At 40.1% G+C, this 17,352-nt stretch carries 15 protein-coding genes; 13 read left to right on the plus strand and 2 right to left on the minus strand.

Annotated features, from left to right (window positions below):
- Nucleotides 1–6 precede the first annotated feature (6 nt).
- The 8 genes from BM390_RS00200 (at nucleotide 7) to BM390_RS00235 (ending at nucleotide 9,683) form a co-directional block, all read left to right on the plus strand.
- Entirely contained in the window at nucleotides 7–1,713 is a 1,707-nt protein-coding gene (locus BM390_RS00200) for an IS200/IS605 family accessory protein TnpB-related protein (protein WP_177220581.1), read from the plus strand.
- 430 nt (nucleotides 1,714–2,143) lie between these two features.
- Nucleotides 2,144–2,842, plus strand: coding sequence for a response regulator YycF (yycF, locus tag BM390_RS00205; protein ID WP_062323672.1), 699 nt, complete (start codon nucleotides 2,144–2,146; stop codon nucleotides 2,840–2,842).
- Between the two features lie 4 nt (nucleotides 2,843–2,846).
- Nucleotides 2,847–4,676 (plus strand): cell wall metabolism sensor histidine kinase WalK, encoded by a 1,830-nt coding sequence (gene walK / locus BM390_RS00210; RefSeq protein ID WP_062323670.1) that lies wholly within the window; start codon nucleotides 2,847–2,849, stop codon nucleotides 4,674–4,676.
- On the plus strand, nucleotides 4,676–6,031 hold the full coding sequence (locus BM390_RS00215) for a YycH family regulatory protein (RefSeq protein ID WP_089852680.1): 1,356 nt from the start codon (nucleotides 4,676–4,678) through the stop codon (nucleotides 6,029–6,031). Before walK ends, BM390_RS00215 begins: the two co-directional genes overlap by 1 nt.
- Nucleotides 6,012–6,968, plus strand: coding sequence for a two-component system regulatory protein YycI (locus tag BM390_RS00220; protein ID WP_062323667.1), 957 nt, complete (start codon nucleotides 6,012–6,014; stop codon nucleotides 6,966–6,968). The genes BM390_RS00215 and BM390_RS00220 overlap by 20 nt, the downstream gene beginning before the upstream one ends.
- Entirely contained in the window at nucleotides 6,965–7,765 is an 801-nt protein-coding gene (locus tag BM390_RS00225; RefSeq protein WP_062323665.1) for an MBL fold metallo-hydrolase, read from the plus strand. The genes BM390_RS00220 and BM390_RS00225 overlap by 4 nt, the downstream gene beginning before the upstream one ends.
- A gap of 14 nt (nucleotides 7,766–7,779) precedes the next feature.
- Nucleotides 7,780–8,973 carry a S1C family serine protease gene (locus BM390_RS00230; protein ID WP_089852681.1) on the plus strand — a complete coding sequence of 398 codons (1,194 nt, stop codon included), beginning with the start codon at nucleotides 7,780–7,782 and terminating at the stop codon, nucleotides 8,971–8,973.
- Between the two features lie 443 nt (nucleotides 8,974–9,416).
- Nucleotides 9,417–9,683 (plus strand): hypothetical protein, encoded by a 267-nt coding sequence (locus BM390_RS00235; protein WP_062323662.1) that lies wholly within the window; start codon nucleotides 9,417–9,419, stop codon nucleotides 9,681–9,683.
- Nucleotides 9,684–9,773: 90 nt separating this feature from the next.
- Here BM390_RS00235 and mgrA read toward each other — a convergent pair whose 3' ends face one another.
- Both mgrA and BM390_RS00245 read right to left on the minus strand, forming a co-directional pair.
- A complete protein-coding gene (mgrA, locus tag BM390_RS00240; RefSeq protein ID WP_062323660.1) occupies nucleotides 9,774–10,769 on the minus strand; it encodes an L-glyceraldehyde 3-phosphate reductase in 996 nt (331 codons plus the stop codon).
- 147 nt (nucleotides 10,770–10,916) lie between these two features.
- On the minus strand, nucleotides 10,917–11,276 hold the full coding sequence (locus tag BM390_RS00245; RefSeq protein WP_062323658.1) for a Lin0512 family protein: 360 nt from the start codon (nucleotides 11,274–11,276) through the stop codon (nucleotides 10,917–10,919).
- Between the two features lie 365 nt (nucleotides 11,277–11,641).
- Here BM390_RS00245 and BM390_RS00250 point away from each other — a divergent pair, with 365 nt between their 5' ends.
- From BM390_RS00250 to BM390_RS15345, 5 genes are all read left to right on the plus strand, one after another.
- Nucleotides 11,642–12,871 carry a Zn-dependent hydrolase gene (locus BM390_RS00250; protein ID WP_062323656.1) on the plus strand — a complete coding sequence of 410 codons (1,230 nt, stop codon included), beginning with the start codon at nucleotides 11,642–11,644 and terminating at the stop codon, nucleotides 12,869–12,871.
- Between the two features lie 92 nt (nucleotides 12,872–12,963).
- Nucleotides 12,964–13,443, plus strand: coding sequence for a 23S rRNA (pseudouridine(1915)-N(3))-methyltransferase RlmH (rlmH, locus tag BM390_RS00255; RefSeq protein ID WP_062323653.1), 480 nt, complete (start codon nucleotides 12,964–12,966; stop codon nucleotides 13,441–13,443).
- A 277-nt stretch (nucleotides 13,444–13,720) separates the two neighbouring features.
- Nucleotides 13,721–14,437 (plus strand): helix-turn-helix domain-containing protein, encoded by a 717-nt coding sequence (locus BM390_RS00260; protein WP_062323652.1) that lies wholly within the window; start codon nucleotides 13,721–13,723, stop codon nucleotides 14,435–14,437.
- Between the two features lie 120 nt (nucleotides 14,438–14,557).
- Nucleotides 14,558–15,124, plus strand: a complete 567-nt coding sequence (locus BM390_RS00265) for a hypothetical protein (protein ID WP_177220582.1) — start codon at nucleotides 14,558–14,560, stop codon at nucleotides 15,122–15,124.
- A gap of 413 nt (nucleotides 15,125–15,537) precedes the next feature.
- The gene (locus tag BM390_RS15345; protein WP_177220583.1) at nucleotides 15,538–17,244 is read left to right on the plus strand and encodes an IS200/IS605 family accessory protein TnpB-related protein; all 1,707 of its coding nucleotides are present in this window, start codon (nucleotides 15,538–15,540) and stop codon (nucleotides 17,242–17,244) included.
- Nucleotides 17,245–17,352: the final 108 nt, after the last annotated feature.

Below are 17,352 nucleotides of genomic sequence, written 5' to 3' on the forward strand. Positions count from 1 at the left end.
GGCATCATGGGCCTGAAGGCTATTTTTTCAAATTGCTTATATAAGTATAAGATCGACCCTGATTTTGTTACGTCCATGGATCACACCCTCCGGGTGTTTAATCAAGCCAAACATTTTCGGTATCAAGCGGAGGTCCGTGAGCTTAGGGGCTCGAAAGAGAAAAGTTCCGTCTCCATCCATCAACGGTTAAAACAACGTTACGGCTTAAATGATTATTATGCGAACAGTGCTGTTCAACAAGGACGGGCGCTTCTATCCGCGCAAAAAGAATTAAAGACAATGTATATGCGTAATAAAAAAGAACAAATCAACGCAGTAAAAAGAAAAATAAAAGCGACAAAGGCGCGCTTGACGACCCTTCAAAAGATAAAAGGCTCTTTTGTCAAAGGAACGCCGATGTTCAATAAAACGTCACGTGAACAACAAAAAGGAGCCTTTTTTGTTGTGACATATAAGCATTCCACACGCTTATTTTACTGTGCTTATGATTTTGAACATCAATACCTTGATGTTGAAATCAAACACCTAAAGGCTCGTTTGGGTCAGTTGAACTTTAAGAAAGATCGATATGAAAAACAATTGATTGGATTGTCAAACAAAGTGGCGGGTGTGTGTTTCGGGAGTAAAAAACTCGCGCGCGGCCGGTTAACACAAAAGTCTTATCACGCTCATCCTGAGCGTTGGCAGAAAGATTGGGCAGCGGCGCGTTACGGTAAGATGACCATTTCAGGACGGAAAGACGCCAAATCAGGTAACTTTGTCTTTCATTATCACCCAGAGACACATACCCTTACCTTTAAGGCGATCGACCAATGCGTCATTCGTCTCGCTGACGTTGTTTTTCCTTATGGTCAAGATCATGTCAATCGTGCCATTCAGACACAAATGAACCTGAAAGATAAGAAAAAGTACGGGAAGCCTATTGGCTGGTCGCTTGAGGATCATGGTGACTACTATATCGTTAAATGCTTAATCGATGTGCCGGCTTCACCTTATTTGAATACCTCCACATCAACAGGTATGGTTGGTGTTGATTTGAATGTAAATCATATCGCTGTCGCTAATGTCAACGACATTGGTCAATGTGTGGATGCCTTCACGCTTCCGTTTAACTTAGAGGGTAAAACCAGTGGGCAGGTAACGAAAATCATAGAAGCGGAGGTTATTGCCCTGGTTGACTATGCTGTTAAACAGCATAAACCACTCGCCATTGAAAGATTGGATACGACACGGTCCAAAGTGTCGCGTCCCTATGGAAACAAAAAAGCGAATCGACGAATGAGTCAGTTTGCTTATCAAAAGATGATCCTAGCAATCAAGTCAAGAGCCGAAAAAATGGGGGTTGCTGTCTACGTTGTGAACCCTGCTTATACAAGTCAAATTGGTAAGATGAAATATATGAAGCGACTCGGTGTGTCCATTCACATGGCAGCCGCTTATGTCATTGCCCGTCGGGCAATGGGTTTTAAAGAAATACTCCCACCGATGTTGTATTCACTTGTTCCAGAGCAGAAACAAGGTCTACATCATTGGGCGCAATGGGCGTATATGATGCGTACCCTGTCTTTTGTCAGAACGCATGCGTTCTACCAGACAGAACGATTCGATCAAAGCAAGTTGTGTTCCTGGAATACACTATTTCCCCAGTATGCTTTAACAGATGTTGAGAAAATAGGTTTGCGAAGGTTGGAAAGTAGAAAAACCTATGCTTAGTTGAACGAGCATGGGTCCCCTTTAGGGTGTCCTTACGGAATCCCCTTCCTCAAACATTCGTGAGAATGTTAGGTGGGGGTAGTTCAATTAGTCTAGTTATTTTAAGATATGTAAGGGTCAGAAACGTTTAAGTTTTTGGTCCTTTTTTACTTTTTCGTACCAGTTTCATTGTAAATCAGAATAACTTAGATCACTGTTTTTTCAGGTTTACTACCTTTGATTTTATAGCGCTTCTACTAATTTTTAGGCGTTTCTTCAGCCGTAGTATCGTGTCTACAAAAGATTATGAAATCATTTGTGTACCTAATCATATAGCTTTTTTTAAGTCTGGAGACGCACAGTACCCGGTTTTTAAAACGGTTTAGTTTTTAATTTAGCGTGAAGTGAGGTAAAATGGTAGTAGCTGTGAATAATCGAAGGAGGATCACGTATGGCTTATAAAATATTAGTAGTAGATGATGAAAAACCAATCGCAGATATATTAAAATTCAACTTAGAAAAAGAAGGGTATGAGGTCGTGTGTGCACACGATGGCGATGAAGCGATCGCAAAAACACAAGCAGAAAACCCTGACCTTATTCTTTTAGATATTATGTTACCGAATAAAGATGGTAATGAAGTGTGCCGTGAGGTACGTAAAACGCACAATATGCCGATCATTATGTTGACGGCTAAGGATTCAGAAATCGATAAAGTTCTTGGGTTAGAACTAGGGGCAGATGACTATGTCACCAAACCATTTAGTAACCGAGAAGTGATTGCTCGTGTGAAAGCAAATCTACGTCGGCAACAACAACCGGTAGAAAGTCAGCAATCGAATGATATTGAAGTGGGACAACTCGTCATTCACCCCGATCTCTATAGTGTGACAAAGTCAGGCAAACAAGTAGATCTTACCCACCGTGAGTTTGAGCTGTTGCATTATTTATCACGTCATATCGGTCAAGTGATGACACGTGAACACTTACTAGAAACGGTATGGGGTTATGACTATTACGGAGATGTACGTACAGTAGACGTGACCGTAAGACGGTTACGAGAAAAAATTGAAGATACACCGAGTCACCCGATTTGGTTAATCACAAGACGCGGGGTCGGCTATTATTTAAGAAATCCTGAACAGGAGTAATGCTATGAAGAAAGTCAGTTTCTTTCAATCGATCCGCTGGAAAATTATCGCTATTATGATTTTACTGTTACTACTAGCGATCCAGGTCATCGGTGCCTATTTTGCTCAGCGACTAGAGACCGATTTAAAGCAAAGTTTTGAAGATTCGATTGAAGATCGTTTAGAAGTACTTAATTACAATGTTCGGGAAGCTTTTACGAAAGACCGGACAGAAACAGAAGATGGTTTGACTCTAGAACAAGAAATCGCAAGTGTATTAGCTTTTTATGGCCGTGATGATGACTACTCACGTCTTCAAGTCGTTGATCGTCAATTTCGAATTGTGGGAACAAACACCGAGGCGACCGATGTTGGTAAGCTAGTCTCTGGTGAAAGTCGGGTGCGCTCAGTGATTATGTCTGGAACCCCAATTCGCTCGATTGAACGTAATTCTCAAACAGGTGAACGTCATCTCGTACACATTATTCCAATTACGAGTAACGAAGAAGAATCACTTGGTGCGATTTACTTAGAAGCGTCGATGGAAGATGTCTATAGTCAACTACAAAGTATTAATCGGATTTTCTTAAATGGGACGTTAATTGCAATCGGTATCAGTGCTCTTGTTGGTATCCTCGTCGCTCAAGCTATTACCAAACCGATTACTGAAATGCGCGAACAAGCAAAAATTATGGCTGAAGGGGACTTCTCGCAAAAAGTAAACGTGTATGGTGTCGATGAGATTGGTCAACTAGCCGATACGTTTAATGAAATGAAAGAACGGATTAAAGTCGCTAACTTAATTACTGAAGAAGAAAGGCGAAAACTTAGTTCTATTCTATCCAATATGTCAGACGGTGTTATTGCTACCAATGAACAAGGTGAGATTACGTTAATGAATGAGCCAGCGATGGTGCTCTTAGGTCAAACGTTGGAACAATTAAAAGGCCAATCATTATTTGAAGTATTAAATATCGATGAATCAACGGTGGATATATTAGAAATGCAAGACTCTGGGTCCATTACGATTGATATGAGCGATGATGAACAGTTCTTTTTACTAAAAGCCAACTTCACGTTTGTATTAGATGAGTATGAGCGTTTTAGCGGGTTAATCACAGTAATAAGTGATGTGACTGAGGAAGAGAAAGTCGAAAAAGAACGTCGTGAGTTTGTCTCAAACGTTTCTCATGAGTTAAGAACGCCACTCACCACGATGCGCAGTTACTTAGAAGCATTAACTGACGGAGCATGGGAAAACAAAGACATTGCCCCACAGTTTTTAGAAGTCACCCAAAATGAAACAGAGCGGATGATACGCTTAGTGAATGATTTGCTCCAGTTATCTAAAATGGACCATAAAGAAATGGATATGTTGAAAGAGCGAGTCAATGTCATTCCGTTTTTCCATCATGTGCTCGACCGTTTTGAAATGAATAAGGATGAAACAGTCCGCATCGATCGAACGATTCCTAAAGATAGTATATTCTTATGGATGGATAAAGATAAAATTATTCAAGTCATTGATAATATTATGTCGAACGCCTTAAAGTATTCACCACCAGAAGGTGTGATTCGCTTTAAAGTGACAAAAGAAAGAAACCGAATCAAAGTGATGATTCAAGACCAAGGACCAGGGATTCCTCCTGATAAACTTGATAAAATCTTTGATCGTTTTTATCGTGCTGACCGGGCACGGTCACGTCAACTCGGTGGGACGGGACTCGGTCTTGCGATCGCAAGAGAGATTATTCAAAATCATCACGGGCAAATTTGGGCAGATTCGGAAGAAGGTAAAGGAACAAAAGTCTTCTTTACTTTGCCATTAATCGCACGAAAACGAGGGGTGTCATAATGCCTATCGAACATATTAAATCGTTTATCTTAATATTGCTGATCACGTCAAGTTTAGTCCTGACTTTTGCACTTTGGAGTGATCAACCTAATTATCAGATGCAGACAGAACAAGAAGACTTAATCGATGCTGAATTAGATGGTGGCGTTCGTCTTACACGTCCAGAAGTCATTAAACCGGTCGAGATGATTCGTCACGATGAACGACTAGATGAACCTGTTGGGTTAAAGTCAACAGAACGAATGACACGCTTTAATGAAGCGCTGGCGAATCTATCATTATATAATTTTTCTAAAATTACGATGAATGAGCTGTGGTATAAAGACGAACGTAATCGTTTTGAAATTGTTTATCAAACCGCCTTACCTAGTGGCGTCATTATGGACTTATTTAATGTGGATGCAGAGACCTATATACCGACAGGTGATTTTAATCGGATTGTCTTCTTAGAAGGCCATGATTTGTATCAAATCCTATTTGTGAACGATGCGGATGATGAAGTGATTGTGGCGAATGCGCAAAACTACACGCAAAATCTCGCGCTCTTTACGCAAGTATTTAACGCCGAAGAATCACCCAATCGTTACCTCACTTTCGAAGGCACGAGAGGATCACTGATTTATTTGCCAGAGACAGTCACAAAACAAACAAAATTGTTTGCTTATACAGAACTAAATCAAGAGGATTTTATTAATCTCTTGTTTAGTAAACCATCGATTGTACGCAGTGCTTATACGTATGGTGGAGATACGAACTATATCGACGGCACCAGAGAGATGATTGTTGATGGACGGGGGATCGAATTTACTGATCCAACGAACGAACCGCTCGATCAATCCGAACGCCTATCAAGTAATCAATTGTTTGAAGAAGTTCAAAGTTTTATTAATACACATTTAGGATTTACGTTTAAAGAGCCGTTTGGCTATCAATTAAGTGGGATTAATCAAACAGCAGCGACTAACGAAGTGACGTACACCTTAACGTATCAAGAGACCCCCATTTTCTATGACCGGGATCTCACCGAAATTATGGTGCGTTGGCACAATGATAGTATTTATCAATATTATCATCCGCTCATTATGATGTTAGACCAACGTGGGATTGGTCAAGATACGACGAATATTCCAAATGCTGAAGAAGTGATAGAGATTTTAAATGGTCCAAACTATCAAGGCACCGCCATTTATGACGTCGTATTAGGTTACCGACTGACAGAACAGTCAGACAGTCAGGGGCAAGTTTATGCGCTCACACCAACATGGTATGTCAAAGGTGTGTATGGCTACAGTCCACTCGTTCTTCCATTAGAAGAGACAAAAGGAGGGATGGCGCATGCAATGGGGTCAAATTAAATCGTTATTTATTATTTGTTTCCTTGTGCTCAATGTGTTTCTTGCGAAACAACTACTTGACCGAGGAGAAGAAACACTCTCAGCGTTACCGGAAGCGTCAAAAGAAGAAGAGCTAGAATTAAATATTTCAGGGCTTGAACAATTAGATCAAGAAAAGCATCAAGCCCCCTTACTGTATACCAATAGTTATAATTTCAATGAAGTAGAAAATATTGCAGCAGAACTGACGAATCAAGAGGTAGTCGTTGCGAATGATACGACCCTTTATGCCCGGATGAACGCACCTGTTCAGCTCCCACTTGACGACGATGAAGCCCTAACAACCGCACTCGCACAACATGTGTATCTAGGTGGTCGCTTTAATCAGTATCGCTACTTAGAAGAAGCAGGACTAGTCGTTTTCTTCCAGCGGATTAACTATCCGATCTTTTATAACACACAAGCGGTCCTATTTGTTAAAGTCAATGAGGCTGGTGAAATGACGCATTATATGATGCGTGCGCTGGATATTGTTGAAGAAGAACAAGAAGATAGTGAACAAACACTGATCACGGAGTATGACGCAGTCTACCGGTTATACCACAATTCTAATATGTTAAAGACAGGTGATGAAGTCACAGGCGTTAAACTTGGTTACCATAACCTTGTCTCACTTCCAAATGGAGAACAGTTACTTAATCCAACGTGGCAAGTCAGTGTGAATGATGCCGTTGATTATTTCATTAATGCGATTGAAGGACACGATTATCCGCAATATACAAACTTTATTACCGAAACACTCGATGACTTTGTCGAGCTGTTAAACCCAGCCTCATCACGCAAGTATACGTATTACACATTAGATGAGGACCGGGCAGAAGAAGACACGTTGTTGTCTTCGATTAGACAGCCGTTTGTCACATCTTATCATCAATTAACTGAGGTGGAATCTGAATGACTTTAAGCTTTTCTGTACTTGCCTCAGGTAGCTCAGGCAATGCATTTTATATTGGCACAGACAACGAACGCATTTTGGTCGATGCGGGTTTAAGTGGAAAAAAACTCGACCAACTCTTTCAATCGATTGATGTCGATCCAAAATCTTTGTCACGTATACTCGTGACCCATGAACATAGCGATCATATCAAAGGGCTTGGTATTTTTGCCCGGAAACATCAGCTGCCGATTTATGCGAATGAAAAAACATGGCAGGCGATGGATGGTAAGCTCGGCAAACTGCCAGTTGATCAAAAGTTTACTTTTGATATGGAGACAGTCCAATGTTTTAACGGCATTGATGTTGAATCATTTGCCGTTTCACACGATGCGGCTGACCCGATGTTTTACACGTTCCATCATAACGGTAAGAAAGTCTCGCTCGTGACCGATCTCGGTTACGTATCTGAACGGATTAAAAAAACAGTGGAAGCATCCGATGCGCTCATTTTTGAAGCAAATCACGATATTTCGATGTTACAAATGGGACGTTACCCATGGAGTGTGAAACGCCGTATTTTAGGTGACTATGGCCACGTCTCGAATGAAGACGCCGCTATTGCTTTAGAAGATATTATTTCAGATACCACGAAGCGTATCTACTTAGCCCACTTAAGTAAAGATAACAATATGAAAGACTTAGCGCGTATGGCCGTAGAACAACACTTAACTGAAAAAGATTTTCCGATTAATCACGGCCTCAAAATCTTTGATACCGATCCAAATGAACCAACAGCACTCTATCACTTAAACGATTAAAGGATGTGTGAAAGATGGTCTACTATGATGATGGGACACGTAAAAAATATTACCGCTATAAACGACGTGAACGAAAGTGGTTAGCTGTTTTAATCGCGTTTATCTTAGGTGCTTTTCTGTTTGCGGTCGTGTTAACGTATATCGCAAGCACAGGAATATTACCTTACACAATCGTGGATAAGGAAGATTTAAGACAGAACACACCGATTCAACAAATCCGTACGGAACAAATCACAGATTTAACGGACATGATTGAACACGCGACACCGACGGTCGTCGGTATTGAAAATGTTGGTGAGAACTTTTTAGGCCTCTTTCCCCAACAATCAGGCGGAACAGGATCGGGTGTCATCTATCGACTGTCGAGTGACAAGGCTTATATCGTGACAAACCATCATGTCGTAGAAGGCGCAACTGAAGTACGCGTCGTTCTTTATACTGGTGAGCGATTAGACGCACACATCCTTGGCACGGACCCTTATACAGACCTTGCGGTCGTTGAAGTTGAGAAAGGACCGATTGAGAAGGCCATTACTTTTGGTGACTCTGACCTCACGAAAGTTGGGGAAGATGTGATTGCGATAGGCAATCCTCTCGGCCTTGACTTATCTGGTTCAGTCACAAAAGGGATCATTAGTGGAAAAGAGCGAATGATTCCGATAGACTTAACGGGCAACAACCAAGCCGACTGGCAAGTCGAAGTGATGCAGACAGATGCCGCCATTAATCCAGGGAATAGTGGGGGCGCATTGTTAAACACTCAAGGAGATCTCATTGGCATTAACTCGATGAAAATTGCTGAATCAAGTGTCGAGGGCATTGGCTTTACGATTCCAATTAACGAAGCGATTCCGATCATTGAAGAGTTAGAATCAACCGGTCAAGTGAGACGAGCTTTTTTAGGGATTGAAGCCTACAGCTTAATGGAAGTGCCAAGAGACCGCTGGCAAGAGACGTTAAACTTACCTGAAGACGTGGAATCAGGCGTCGTACTCAATGCGGTTGTCCCAGGTTCACCAGCAGATGATGCTGGCTTACAAGCGCTTGATGTGATTGTTAAACTAGATGAAACACCAGTAGAGAACATGATTGATTTAAGAAAATATTTGTATCAAGAAAAAGTACCAGGTGAAACGATTCTGGTGACGTATTATCGCAATCAGACCATTCAAACGACAGAATTCGAGTTATCCACACAATCCGAATAAAGAGATGAGGATAAACCCGCTTGTTTACCTAAACTTTAGGTAAAAGAAGCGGGTTTTTGTGTATAAACAAAAAAGTTATTCACAGGGTGTGGATAGAATTGTGAGTAACTCGCTAGATATAGTTGAGAACAGAGATTCGAACACTAAATAAATGAACCGGTCGTAAATATTGTGTAAATAAATCTGATAATTCGGGGGAAAAACTGTGGGTTTCCTGTTGAAAAGCGGTGAATAATGAAAAAACGCGCATTCTGGGGATAGTTTTGTGGATAACTATTGGTCATAGAAAAAAATTATACATAGCGGTGACTTTTCCACATGATAGTCGTTCTTTGCTTAAGCGTCATAGTTCAGCATCCTGTGTAAAAAACGAACAATGGCATAAGGCGTTACTTTATGTATATAATGTTGTTAACAAGTGGAAAGTTAAGGAGGATGAATCTATGAAAAATAACGTTGAAAAAGCGGCGCTTATATTATTAGTTAGTCTGACAGTGGTTGGTTTTGTATTAATCTTTACCTCAGGACAGATTGGTGAGATGTTTGGCAATATTGCCTTGGATCAAAATGGTGGTGGAATGGCTACGATCGATTATGAGCGGGTGTATGCGACAACGACGACAAATGTCAGAACGGTAGGTAGTATTCTCGCATTAGTCGGGGGATTCGGATTACTTCTTAGTGGCTATACGTATTATCAGAGATTATAACCGTCTTAATTTAAAAAGAAACAAATAGAATCATCCTCCTAGCTAAACCAAATGAGCCAGAAGGATGATTCTTTGAAATATGCAAATACCTTAGTTATCTTTTAAAATCTCATTAATTTTTGCGAGTTCATCACTAGAGAAGTGTAAGTTATCCAGTGTTTTCACGTTCTCTTCAATTTGACTCACTTTACTTGCGCCGATTAGAGCACTTGAGACTGTCTCGTCACGTAGGACCCAAGCAAGGGCCATTTGAGCGAGAGATTGATCACGTAAACGTGCCAGTTCATTCAGTTCAATCACTTTGTTAATGACGTCTTCTTTAATATCTTTTTCATTTAAGAATGGGATATGGGCTTTGCTTGCGCGGGAATCTTTTGGCACACCTTTTAAGTACTTACTTGTGAGTAAGCCTTGAGCAAGTGGGACAAACGCAATCGCACCAGCGCCGTTTGATTTTAATACATCAAGTAGTGATTCTTCGACCCAGCGGTTTAACATTGAGTAAGACGCTTGGTGAATAATAAACGGTGTCTTTTGTTCTTTTAAAATTTTGACTGCTTGTTTCGTTTGTTCGGCATCATAGTTTGAAATCCCAACATAGAGCGCTTTTCCTTGTTTCACGATTAAGTCGAGTGCTTGCATCGTTTCTTCAAGAGGTGTGTCTGGGTCTGGACGGTGGTGATAGAAAATATCGACGTAATCTAAGTCCATTCGTTTAAGTGATTGATCAAGACTTGAAACAAGATATTTCTTTGATCCCCAGTCACCATAAGGACCGTCCCACATATGAAAACCGGCTTTAGATGAAATCACCAGTTCATCACGGAATCCGGCAAAATCTTTCTTTAAAATTCTACCGAAGTTTTCTTCCGCTGAACCAGCGGGAGGACCATAGTTATTGGCGAGATCAAAATGAGTAATTCCTAAATCAAAAGCACGGGTTAACATGGCCCGCTGGTTTTCGAATGAATCTGGTTCACCAAAGTTATTCCATAACCCTAATGAGATAGCTGGTAGTTTTAAACCGGAATTACCAACCCGGTTATACGTCATGTTGTCGTAACGTTTGTCACTTGGTTTGTACATATAAATAGCCTCCTAATATAATAAGAAAATGGTAAACTAAAAGAGAAAATAACTAAGAAACATAAAAATACTAAAGCAATCACGGAAAAAAGAGTCACAAATCAAAATGATGACGCTTACTTTAAGTGTGGAAGAAAAGCAAGCTAATTAATAGCCCACTTGTACGGCCGCATTGACGATATACATGAGATCATTTTTGTCTTGTTGTTCCTCGAGATAAATCCCACTCGTTGTTTGAAGTCCACCTGGGACAACGTCAACGGTAACAGTACCATAAGGAATCTCGGCTTTAATTTTGTCGATATCTACTTCACTTGTGTCTGTTGGGACACCTAAGACGACATTGACTTTCATGTTATGTAGCGATTGTTCAGGTAAGAAGTCTTTAATCCCTGGCATTGAGTTATAATGAATCGCATTCACAACCGCACGGACCGCTGCCTTGGTCACGTCTTGGCCATGCGTATCAATACCAACACCCGTCTCAACAAAAATCATTTTTTCCATCTCTACATCCTCCTCATCAACTTGATTGTTCCAGCTTTTATACCTAGTGTTAGTTTATCACAAATAAAAAAAGATAAACATGAAAACGCCTGCGGTCATGGTGTAGATAGATACGACTGCTGCCGTATTCATCTATCATTCCTGCGTTAACATAAAAGATGATAAAATCAAAATCGAATGAAGTGTACTTAGATTTAAATATTTCCCGGGAAATAGCATAAATTATTGACAAAAATCGCTTAAATTCAAGAAACGCCTCCGTGATTTACGTTATAATGGAAATAGACAACCAAAAGCGGCAAAGAGGCACACATAAAGAATGAACTTAAATAGAGACTATTTACCAACAAAGGATGTGACACGTTATGCTTTCTTTAGAACGAATGATGAAAGATCTTAATCAACTAGCTACTTTTACGAGTCAAAGCTCAGGCATTACCCGGTTAAGTTTCACAAAAGAAGAACGAGAGGCCAAAGATTATTTAATTAAACAAGCCCAAGCGCATCAATTAGGCACACGAGAAGATGCGATTGGTAATCTCTTTATCCAGTATCCGAGTGAAAATACCGAAGCGAAAACCTTACTGATTGGTTCACATATAGACTCGGTCGTAAATGGCGGGGAATATGACGGGACACTTGGTGTTGTCGTTGGACTAGAACTTTTACGCCATGCGAGTGAGACCCATTTAACCTTACCGTTTCACTTAGAAGTCGTGAGCTTTACTGATGAGGAAGGCGCCCGCTTTAAAACCGGTATGATAGGTAGCCGTGCTTTTGCGGGGACGTTTCATGAGGGCGAGTTAGCGTATGTTGATGATCAGTCAATCTCACTTGATGAAGTAAGAACAGCAGCAACAAATCAGCCACTTGACTTAACTGAGATAAAAGCTGATGTCGATAAGCTATTAGGTTATTTAGAAGTTCATATTGAACAAGGGAAAGTACTGGAACAATTAGACTTACCTGTTGGGATAGTCAGTGGGATTGTCGGTTTGAATTGGTATGACATTGAGATAACCGGTGAAGCAGGACATGCGGGAGCGACACCGATGCACGACCGGAAAGATCCTGTCATTGCCCAGTCAGCCTTTATATTAGCGCTACATAACGAAGTAAAGAACAACAGTCAGGCCGTTGTGACCTTCGGTCAAATCCATGTTGAACCCGGAAGCATTAATGTCATTCCAAATAAAGTAACATTCTCGATCGACTTACGTGATATTGAACAATCAGAGCTTGATCGACTCGATCAGCATATCCACGAACTAGCTAAAAACGTTGAAGCGGATTTCGGTGTCACTATCAACGTTAAAAAGTTAGATGAAGCAAAACCTGTGAAGATGTCAGAGGCGATGATGAGCCATCTAGAAACGGAGATTAAGGGCAATGATTATCCCGTCCACATACTTCCAAGTGGTGCTGGTCATGATGCGATGCATCTGGCAGAAATCACACCAACCGGTATGCTTTTCCTCCGGACACCGAACGGTGTCAGTCATCGCCCGGATGAAACAGTCATACCAGAAGATGTGTTAGTCGCAGCGGATGTTTTGCTAGATACAATCTTGGTGTTAAGAAACAAACACGAATAATTCAGGCACAAGAAAAAGAATAACACCACAAGAAAAAACTAATAAATATAAACAATGATCAAATGACAACTTAAAACCTAAGAGGTGACAGTATGCAGATTAGTGTAATCAGTGTAGGAAAGTTAAAAGAAAAATATTTAAAGCAAGGTATCGATGAATATAAAAAACGGTTAGGGGCTTATTGTACGCTTAACTTAATTGAAGTACCCGATGAAAAAGCACCAGAAAAGTTAAGTGATGCAGAAATGGAAGAGATCAAGAATAAAGAAGGCGAACGCATCTTACAGAAGATTAATCAAGATACGTACGTCATTACGTTAGAAATTAAAGGCAAGCAATTGACCTCAGAACAACTTGCCAAAGAAATGGATCAGTTAGCGATCCACGGTAAGAGCAAGATAGCGTTTGTGATCGGTGGTTCACTTGGACTGAGTAAAGATGTGATGCAGCGTAGTAACTTCGCCTTGTCGTTTTCAAAGATGACGTTACCACATCAGTTGATGCGGCTTGTGTTGCTTGAACAGGTGTACCGAGCATTCCGTATCAACAGAAATGAGCCATATCATAAATAATTTAGTGGATTCATTCAGTAACAGGTCAACACACTTATTCGTGATTAATCTATCCTTTGCTGTATTGCAACAGTGAGTTGCGCTTTTGTAAACCACGAACGGTGGCACAATATAGCCTGTTTTTCTATGATATACATAGAGATGAGCAAAACCTGAAATGCGTTGTAAAAACCAACAGACTATGTAACGGGTATCGTTCACTTTAGTTCTGTAACGAACTTTATAAAAACAGAGTTTTGCTCATAGCTATATAAACATAGGGGAGGAGGTGATGAGGATGACTTTTGGTGAAAAAATTCATCGGTTAAGAAAATTGAATGGATTATCCCAGGAACAATTGGCTGCTAAGTTAAACGTATCAAGACAAGCAATCTCAAAATGGGAGATGGGTGCCATTCCGGACATTGATAATGTCATCAAGATAAGTACATTTTTTGATTGTTCATTGGATTACCTGATGAACAATGATGTTGATGAAATGAACTTTAATAACATAAATAAAAAAGGTGTTCCTATTCAAAAGCATAAAATAATTTTTAGTACAAGTTGGATACTTAAAATTCTCGCAGCTTTGTCTATGTTTGCTTTATTAGTTATGTGGATGATCTCTATGATTGTAGAATTTCCAATAACAAGACAGGATATCACATCAGGTAATTTTTACACGGGATTTTCTGGATTCGTTGAGCATTATCACTTAACAGGATTTGTGTATAGTTGCATTGTGATATGGCTAGTAAGTATATCTGCCCTTGCGGTATGGCAATTATATATTCGTCCTAGCAAAGAAGGAATCAAAACAGGAAAAAGTTTTTTGTGCTACTACCTTATCCGCTTTGTGATGATTATAGCCGGAACAACTTTCTTTATTTATGGATTTTTGAATCCATGGAAGTTCTACTGGACGATACAATCCGGTTTCTTTGTAGGAGTCTATTTTGCTGCGATAGTAGCCCTCACCATTGCTGTTAATTATTATGATGTCAAAGAATGAATACGAAAATGAGTATTAATAAATACTAAGGAGAATTCGAATGAAAAAAACATTTTATTGTTAATAATTGTGTTAATTATATCTAATATTATGCCTATGTCTGCATTTGCTGCTGAGGATATGACAAAAGAAACTGGTATTGTCGTTTCAAATGATGATCGAAATCAGGTGATCACAATTACAGGAGAAGAAAACATAAAAGTTTATCAGGCATCTTTAGGAGAAACATACAATCCCAACTTGATTGCTGTTAAAAGAACTATCAACAATACTTACTCAAATAGAGAGACTGATATTACCCTGTTCTTTATATTCAGAGAATACTATGTTAAAAACAAAAGAGTTACTACTAGCACTGACTTTAGTGAAGTATTAAGAAAATACAATCGTCCCGCTGGTAAAGTTAAGATTAGTCAAGGCGTCAGTATTACTACATCATATAATGCCGAGGCAGGAATTTCGGCAAAACTACTTGAGTCAAAGTTGGGATTTTCAGTATCCTCAACAGATACATTCCAAATTGAATGGGAGGGAACATATTCGTATCCAGTAACATTAAAAGTGTACCCCATTTATCAAAATATAACCGGAGAAATTTGGGATGAGGATATTAAATATGATGACTTTGTTGGAAAGTTCACAGTTAAGAGAGCTTTAGGAGATGATGTAAGAGTATATAGACAATAATGGAATAAATCTATATGTCTAGAGTACAGAATACCGCTTAAAAAAAGTGGCGTTCTGTGCTAATAATTGTTTTAAGAGAATCATTGTTAAATGCATTTGGTCATAGAGATTACAGGATACTAGGTACAAATATGCTCAAGCAGTATAAAGATAAACTAATTCTAACTAATCCTGGCCAATTTATTGGTGGCATTACGGAAAAGAATATTCTTCATCATCCACCAGTAGCAAGAAATGACCATTTAATGGATTTATCGCTTTAGGGCGAGAAGACACCTTCCTCAAGTGCGTCAGCACTAGGTGGGTGATGAATCGTTTGTTTTGAATATTTTTGAAGTGACAAACATATATTCTGCGTGGTATAATTAAAGCATTAACAATGATCGTCACAAAACAAAGAGAGGGTGGGTATCATGGGCATGAAGGCCATTTTTTCAAATCGCTTATATAAGCATAAGCTCGACCCTGATTTTGTTACGTCCATGGATCACACCCTCCGGGTGTTTAATCAAGCTAAACATTTTCGCTATCAAGCGGAGGTCCGTGAGCTTAGGGGCTCGAAAGAGAAAAGTTCCGTCTCCATCCATCAACGGTTAAAGCAACGTTACGACTTAAATGATTATTATGCGAACAGTGCTGTTCAACAAGGACGCGCGCTTCTATCCGCGCAAAAAGAATTAAAGACAATGTATATACGTAATAAAAAAGAACAAATCAACGCAGTAAAAAGAAAAATAAAAGCGACGAAGGCGCGCTTGACGACCCTTCAAAAGATAAAAGGCTCTTTTGTCAAAGGAACGCCGATGTTTAACAAAACGTCACGTGAACAACAAAAAGGGGCCTTTTTTGTTGTGACATATAAGCATTCCACACGCTTATTTTACTGTGCTTATGATTTTGAACATCAATACCTTGATGTTGAAATCAAACACCTAAAGGCTCGTTTGGGTCAGTTGAACTTTAAGAAAGATCGATATGAAAAACAATTGATTGGATTGTCAAACAAAGTGGCGGGTGTGTGTTTCGGGAGTAAAAAACTCGCGCGCGGCCGGTTAACACAAACGTCTTATCACGCTCATCCTGAGCGTTGGCAGAAAGATTGGGTAGCGGCGCGTTACGGTAAGATGACCATTTCGGGAAGGAAAGACGCCAAATCAGGTAACTTTGTCTTTCATTATCACCCAGAGATGCATACCCTTACCTTCAAAGCGATCGACCAATGCGTCATTCGTCTCGCTGACGTTGTTTTTCCTTATGGTCAAGATCATGTTAATCACGCCATTCAGACACAAATGAACCTGAAAGATAAGAAAAAGTACGGGAAGCCTATTGGATGGTCGCTTGAGGATCATGGTGACTACTATATCGTTAAATGCTTAATCGATGTGCCGGCTACACCCTATCTGAATATCTCAACATCAACGGGTATGGTTGGTGTTGATTTGAATGTGAATCATATCGCAGTCGCCAATATCAACGCCATAGGTCAATGTGTGGATGCCTTTATCCTCCCGTTTAACTTAGAGGGTAAAACCAGTGGACAGCAGGCGAAAATAATAGAAGCAGAGGTCATTGCCCTCGTTGACTATGCCGTTAAACATCATAAACCACTCGCTATTGAAAGATTGGATACGACACGGTCCAAAGTGTCGCGTCCTTATGGAAACAAAAAAGCGAATCGACGAATGAGTCAGTTTGCTTATCAAAAGATGATCCAAGCAATCAAGTCAAGAGCTGAAAAAATGGGGGTGGCTGTCTACATTGTTAACCCTGCTTATACAAGTCAAATTGGCAAGATGAAATATATGAAGCGGCTCGGTGTGTCCATTCACATGGCAGCCGCTTATGTCATTGCCCGACGGGCAATGGGCTTTAAAGAAAAACTCCCACCGATGTTGTATTCACTTGTTCCAGAGCAGAAACAAGGTCTACACCATTGGACGCAATGGGCGTATATGACGCGTACCCTGTCTTTTGTCAGAACCCATGTGTTCTACCAGACAGAACGATTCGACCAAAGCAAGTTGTGTTCCTGGGACACACTATTTCCCCAACATGCTTTAACAGATGTTGAGAAAATAGGTTTGCGGCGGTTGGAGAGTAGAAAAACCTATGCTTAGTTGAATGAGCATGGGTCCCCTTTAGGGTGTCCTTACGGAATCCCCTTCCTCAAACATTCGTGAGAATGTTAGGTGGGGGTAGTTCAATAAGTCGATGTGAGTTAAATG

It is taken from the genome of Halolactibacillus miurensis, from assembly GCF_900116255.1.
In the GTDB taxonomy this organism is placed as follows: domain Bacteria; phylum Bacillota; class Bacilli; order Bacillales; family Amphibacillaceae; genus Halolactibacillus; species Halolactibacillus miurensis.

Coding starts and splice junctions, on each gene's coding strand:
- yycF (WP_062323672.1), top strand. CDS start 2,144: ATGGCTTATAAAATATTAGTAGTAGATGATGAAAAACCAATCGCAGAT.
- BM390_RS00235 (WP_062323662.1), top strand. CDS start 9,417: ATGAAAAATAACGTTGAAAAAGCGGCGCTTATATTATTAGTTAGTCTG.
- BM390_RS00200 (WP_177220581.1), top strand. CDS start 7: ATGGGCCTGAAGGCTATTTTTTCAAATTGCTTATATAAGTATAAGATC.
- BM390_RS00260 (WP_062323652.1), top strand. CDS start 13,721: ATGACTTTTGGTGAAAAAATTCATCGGTTAAGAAAATTGAATGGATTA.
- walK (WP_062323670.1), top strand. CDS start 2,847: ATGAAGAAAGTCAGTTTCTTTCAATCGATCCGCTGGAAAATTATCGCT.
- BM390_RS00215 (WP_089852680.1), top strand. CDS start 4,676: ATGCCTATCGAACATATTAAATCGTTTATCTTAATATTGCTGATCACG.
- mgrA (WP_062323660.1), bottom strand. CDS start 10,769: ATGTACAAACCAAGTGACAAACGTTACGACAACATGACGTATAACCGG.
- BM390_RS00230 (WP_089852681.1), top strand. CDS start 7,780: ATGGTCTACTATGATGATGGGACACGTAAAAAATATTACCGCTATAAA.
- BM390_RS00250 (WP_062323656.1), top strand. CDS start 11,642: ATGCTTTCTTTAGAACGAATGATGAAAGATCTTAATCAACTAGCTACT.
- BM390_RS00265 (WP_177220582.1), top strand. CDS start 14,558: ATGACAAAAGAAACTGGTATTGTCGTTTCAAATGATGATCGAAATCAG.
- BM390_RS00225 (WP_062323665.1), top strand. CDS start 6,965: ATGACTTTAAGCTTTTCTGTACTTGCCTCAGGTAGCTCAGGCAATGCA.
- BM390_RS15345 (WP_177220583.1), top strand. CDS start 15,538: ATGGGCATGAAGGCCATTTTTTCAAATCGCTTATATAAGCATAAGCTC.
- rlmH (WP_062323653.1), top strand. CDS start 12,964: ATGCAGATTAGTGTAATCAGTGTAGGAAAGTTAAAAGAAAAATATTTA.
- BM390_RS00245 (WP_062323658.1), bottom strand. CDS start 11,276: ATGGAAAAAATGATTTTTGTTGAGACGGGTGTTGGTATTGATACGCAT.
- BM390_RS00220 (WP_062323667.1), top strand. CDS start 6,012: ATGCAATGGGGTCAAATTAAATCGTTATTTATTATTTGTTTCCTTGTG.